Annotated in this window: 4 protein-coding genes and 3 tRNA genes; 5 read left to right on the plus strand and 2 right to left on the minus strand. The window is 70.0% G+C overall.

All coding sequences use genetic code 11. The features are described 5' to 3' along the window. Nucleotides 1–84 precede the first annotated feature (84 nt). The 4 genes from QN152_13650 (at nucleotide 85) to QN152_13665 (ending at nucleotide 1,814) form a co-directional block, all read left to right on the plus strand. Nucleotides 85–159, plus strand: a tRNA-Gly gene (locus tag QN152_13650). A 225-nt stretch (nucleotides 160–384) separates the two neighbouring features. Then, nucleotides 385–819 (plus strand): Hsp20/alpha crystallin family protein, encoded by a 435-nt coding sequence (locus QN152_13655; protein MDR7540549.1) that lies wholly within the window; start codon nucleotides 385–387, stop codon nucleotides 817–819. 94 nt (nucleotides 820–913) lie between these two features. Beyond that, a complete protein-coding gene (locus QN152_13660; protein ID MDR7540550.1) occupies nucleotides 914–1,432 on the plus strand; it encodes a DoxX family protein in 519 nt (172 codons plus the stop codon). A 307-nt stretch (nucleotides 1,433–1,739) separates the two neighbouring features. Continuing rightward, nucleotides 1,740–1,814, plus strand: a tRNA-Cys gene (locus tag QN152_13665). Nucleotides 1,815–1,869: 55 nt separating this feature from the next. On the opposite strand, the gene QN152_13670 is transcribed toward QN152_13665, so the two are convergent. Both QN152_13670 and QN152_13675 read right to left on the minus strand, forming a co-directional pair. Further along, nucleotides 1,870–1,958: transfer RNA gene (locus QN152_13670), tRNA-Leu, on the minus strand. Between the two features lie 39 nt (nucleotides 1,959–1,997). Continuing rightward, nucleotides 1,998–3,005: a diguanylate cyclase gene (locus QN152_13675; protein MDR7540551.1), complete on the minus strand. Its 1,008-nt coding sequence runs from the start codon at nucleotides 3,003–3,005 to the stop codon at nucleotides 1,998–2,000. A 149-nt stretch (nucleotides 3,006–3,154) separates the two neighbouring features. Here QN152_13675 and QN152_13680 point away from each other — a divergent pair. Continuing rightward, the coding region (locus QN152_13680) for a PAS domain-containing protein (protein MDR7540552.1) at nucleotides 3,155–4,923 on the plus strand (1,769 nt) is incomplete at its 3' end.

Raw genomic sequence — 4,923 nt, forward strand, 5'->3', positions numbered from 1 at the left:
TCCTGCTGGTGCTGGTGCGCGAGCGCCGGCGATTCTGGACTTGACCGGAAGCGGCGCGTATAATCGGGGTGCGTGACCTCGCGAGCGGGAGTAGCTCAGAGGTAGAGCGTCTCCTTGCCAAGGAGAAGGCCGTGGGTTCAAGTCCCATCTCCCGCTCCACGATTCCCGATGCCGCTGGGTCTACTGTCGTCCGTCGGGCGGAACATCCTACAACGCCGCGCCCCTCCCCCAGGATTCTTCCTGTCAAGTAAAACCCCTTTACAAGCTCAGCCCCCGTGTCCTATCTCTTTCTGCTGGGGAATGCTCCCAGCCGTGGTCCGGCGGCAGCCCTGGGGCTGTTGCCCGACCGGGGGGAAGTTGGGACTTGGAAGGAGGTGACGGATCATGCTGGCGCGACGGACGCCATTCCAGGAGCTGTTCGAGCTCCAGCGGGACCTGATGGACCTCTTTGGCCGGTTCTTCGGGAGCGTCACCCGCGGGGCGGCGGACTTCCTGGCGAACACCGAGGCCCTTTACCGGAACGGGCATCTGGTGATTCGCGCGGAGCTCGCGGGCGTTGATCCCAAGAGCGTGGACGTCTCCGTCGCGGGCGATACGCTCACGATCAAGGGCGAGCGGAAGGCGCCCGACGTTCCCATGGACGATCGGCTCTTCAGCGAGATCGTCTACGGGAAGTTCGAGCGGAACATCCCCCTGCCGGAGGGCCTGGATGCCGATCGCGTCAAGGCTGTCTGGCACAACGGGATGCTGGAAATCACGATCCCGGTGAGTCAGGCGATCCGGCCCAGGAAGGTCCCGGTGGAGATCGCCAAGGCCTAGGCTGCAGGGAATGTGGGGTCGAAAGGGGCTCCACCTTCCGAGCCTGGGATGAGTGTCCGTCTCCGTGTGCGACGTGCGTGAAAGGAGGTGAGCCATGATGCTTGCCGATTTGGGCCTCTTGATCATCCGCGTGGTGGTCGGTGCGCTGTTCATCGGTCACGGGCTGCAGAAGCTGGCCGGCTGGTTTGGCGGGCACGGGCTCCCCGGCACCGGTCAGTGGATGGCATCGCTGGGGCTGCGGCCCGGGCGCGCATGGGCTGCGCTGGCGGGAACCCTGGAGACACTCGGCGGCCTGTGCCTCGGGCTGGGCCTGCTCAGCCCGCTGGGAGCCTTGTTCATCAGCGGAGTCATGGTGATGGCGATCGTTCGCATCCACTGGCCGAGGGGCATCTGGGTCACGAACGGCGGATACGAGTATCCGCTGATGAACCTTACAGTGGCGGTGGCCGTCGCCCTCATCGGTCCCGGCCGCTACGCGCTGGACCCGTACCTCGGCGTGGCGCTGCCGGTGGTACCGGTGCAGGCCGTCGGGCTGCTGTTGGCCCTGGCCGTGACGACGCTTGCGGGGCGGGCAGTCCCCGCTGAGCGGGCCGAAGTGCGGCACGCTGCCTAGCCTAGTCGGTCGCCATCCCGTCTCGCCGCATCGGAGCGCCACGAGCCACTCCGGGGGCCCGTGGCGCCACGCCGTCCATCGAGAAGCGCGGGGTCCGCCGCCTTCCTCTCCGCGAGCACCGCGGTGGACCGAGTGTGTCCTCCCCACGCGCCGTCAGCCCGGATCGGCTGCTCCGGCCTGTCTGGGACCATCAATCTGGTGTACTGGTCCACGGGACCTCTCTGGCCTTCTCAGCGACGTTGACACCGGTTTCTGGCCTCGCCTACAATCGGGTCGAGGGACGCGCTGGCGTCCTCCTCGCCCGCGGGGCGGCGTAGCCAAGAGGCAAGGCAGGGGTCTGCAAAACCCCCATACGCCGGTTCGAATCCGGCCGCCGCCTCCAGTCAATTCCTCCTTATCGGAGACGGGGAACCGCGTTCCGGGAAAACTGCGTGACGTGGTGGGCAGGGTGGGATTCGAACCCACAAGCCCCGTCGGGGCAGGGGCTTTTAAGGCCCCCGCGGTTTGCCAGTTTCGCCACCTGCCCGATCCCTATTCTATACCACTCCAGGGCTCACTCCCACCCTCAGCGGTACCGCGTGACCTCCGGCCCTTCCTCGTCCGACGCGGTCTCGGCCGCGACTTCCTCCAGGCCGAGTTCCCGGTGGACTACGCGGTTGCGGCCCCCCTGCTTGGCCTCCCGCAGGGCCTGGTCCGCCGCCTCCAGGATCGTCGTGGTGCCGAACGGGCCGTGGTCGAGCGGCACATAGGTCGTGAGGCCGACGCTGATGGTCAGGCGGACGCGCCCCTGCGGGGCCTCGAACGTCATCTCCTCGACCGTCCGGCGCAGCCATTCGGCCACCTCCACGGCGTCCTCGGCCCGGGCGCCGGGGAGCACCCACACGAACTCCTCGCCGCCGTAGCGCCCCACCAGGTCGGTCACGCGCCGCCGGCCGTTGAGCAGCCGGCCGAGCACCCGCAGCGCGTCGTCGCCGACCTGATGGCCGTAGGTGTCGTTGATCTGCTTGAAGTGGTCCAGGTCGACCATCATGATGGAGAAGGGCTCGCCGCTGCGCCGGCTCCGCTCCACGGCCAGGAAGAACTGCTCGTCGAAGCTGCGCCGGTTGGGCAGATCGGTGAGCGGGTCGCTGGTGGCCAGGCGCTCCAGCTTCCGGTTGGCTTCCTTCAGTTCGTCCTGGAGGTGCTTCACGCGCAGGGCCGCGCGGACGCGGGCGATCAGCTCGGCGGTCTCGAAGGGCTTGGCGACGTAGTCGTGGGCCCCCAGCTCGAGCCCCTTGATGCGGCTGTCCAGTTCGGACCGGGCCGTCATCATGATGATGGGGATGTCCCGGACCTCGGGGTCGTCCTTGAGCGCCTGGCAGACTGAAAACCCATCCACATCGGGCATCATGATGTCCAGGAGGATGAGGTCCGGCGGCTCTTCCCGGACGGCCCGGAGCACCCCGCTCCCGCCGGGGAGGACGGTGACCGAGCATCCCAGCGCCTCCAGGCGGCGCTTGAGGAGATCGAGGATCGCTGGCTCATCGTCCACGACGAGCAGTCTGGGCGGACGGGGACCGGTTGAGATGGACATCGCGCGCGCGAGCCTCCCGTGGGCCGGGCAGGTCGCGGGAACCTTCGGCACCGGCCGGAGGTCTCCTCCGGCGCGGAGGGCATGGAAGACCTCCCGTGGTATTTTACCCTGAAATCCTCCTCCGGATGCCGGCAGACGAGGAGGCCGGTGTGTTGAACCCCGCGGCGCCGCAGGTCTCGTTGCTGCCCATCGCGGTCGGCATTGTGGAACTGGTCATCGGATGCCTGGCGCAGGCGGCTCCAGGCGCCTTTGACGCCCCCGTCTACCGTGAGTCGGTCGGTCGCGTCTCCCGCTATGCCACGGCGCTCGTGGCCGGGGGTGTCTTCACACTCCTCTCCTACGCGGCGAAGACGCGCGGGGCGGGGCGGGTCTCCCTCGCCTGCGGGTTCCTCGGTGCGCTCCCGCTGATCGCGATCGGCGCAATCGCCCTGATCCAGGCCGGCCTGTGGGCGTCGGCGTTCGTGGGCCTCGTGCTCGGGGCCGGCGTGCTGGTGGACGCCGCCCGCCCGTCCGCCTCCGGGGGGGAGGGCCGGCGGCCGCTGCCCACCTTTCCGGCCGTCATGGCCGCCCTGGCCGCCATCGTGGGCGCACTGGCCGTGCTGGCGCCGTCCTCCCTGCGCGTGCCGGGCGTGTCCGTCCTGGCCGTCCATGCGATGCGGCTGGGAGCGGGACTGCTGGCCGCGACAGGACTCCTGCTGTTGGGTCTTCTGTGGCCGCGGGTGCGCCCGGCCGTCCAGGCGCTGGCCGCCCTGCCCTTCCTGGCGCTGGCCGCCGGACTGGTCGACGCCGGACGCTGGCCGGGCGGGGTGACCTATGCGCTGCTGGGGGCCGCCCTGGCGGCCGAACCGGCGCTGGTGCCCATCCTGCGGCGACGGTGGGCACAGCGTCTGGAGGAGCCCCGCGGGACGGTCGAGTACGAACTCGCCACCGAGGCGACCGCCTGGGGAGTGGTCCTCGTCCTGGCGCTCGCCGCCAGCGTCGGGACGCCGGGTCTTCGCCGGTTCGAACTGGCGGTCATCGTCCTGCTGGCGAGCGTGTTCACCGTGGCCTGGTTCCACGTGCGGTCTGTGCGCGGCGCCGGGCCGCAGGCCACGGTCGCTGCGGCGGCGATCTACAGCGCCCTGGTCACGGCGGCGGTCACGGTGACCGGTGGGATGACCAGCCCGCTCTTTCTGCTGAACGCCATTCCCATCATCGCGCTGGCGTGGACGCGGGTCCCGAAGTCCATCTTCGTCCCGACGGCGATCCCACTGGCGGCGCTGGTGGCCCAAGGCACGCGCCTGCTGCGCCTGGGCGAGGCCACGCCGGCCCTGCTGCTGAGCGTGGCGGTGCCCCGCGCGGTGGGGCTGCTGCTGGTCTCGGGCCTCTCGTACATGCTGGCCCGGCGCAACCTGGAGGAGCAGAGCCGCGTCCGGCAGGCGCGCCTGGAACTGCAGGCGGTCCTGACGAACATGGAAGAGGGCCTGGTCACGACCGACGCAGGGGGCCGGATCACCCTCTGCAATCCTGCGGCCGCGGCCCTGCTCGCCTCCGGCGGGGATGTTCGCGGCCGCGCCCTGACCGAGGTCCTGCCGCTGCGGCGGGCCGACGGGAGCATCTTCCCTGCCGACGAGCATCCGCTGCGCCGCGCCCTGACCGGGGAGCGCGTGCCGTGGACGCGCCTGCTCGTGCTGGGACCGCAGGGACCTCTGCCCGCGGCCCTGGCGGCGACACCCCTGGCGGGCCTCGGCACCCCGGGGGCTGTCCTCCTGCTGCGGGATGTGCGCGCCGAGATCGAGATGGAACGCATCCGCGACGACTTCTTCTTCATCGCCTCCCACGAACTGCGCACCCCGCTGACCGTGATGCAGGGGAACCTGGAACTGGCCGTGGAGGGCATGCCGGCCGGCACGCTGCGCGCGACGCTGGAGGAGACACT

The sequence above is a fragment of the Armatimonadota bacterium genome (genome assembly GCA_031459715.1).
In the GTDB taxonomy this organism is placed as follows: domain Bacteria; phylum Sysuimicrobiota; class Sysuimicrobiia; order Sysuimicrobiales; family Humicultoraceae; genus Humicultor; species Humicultor tengchongensis.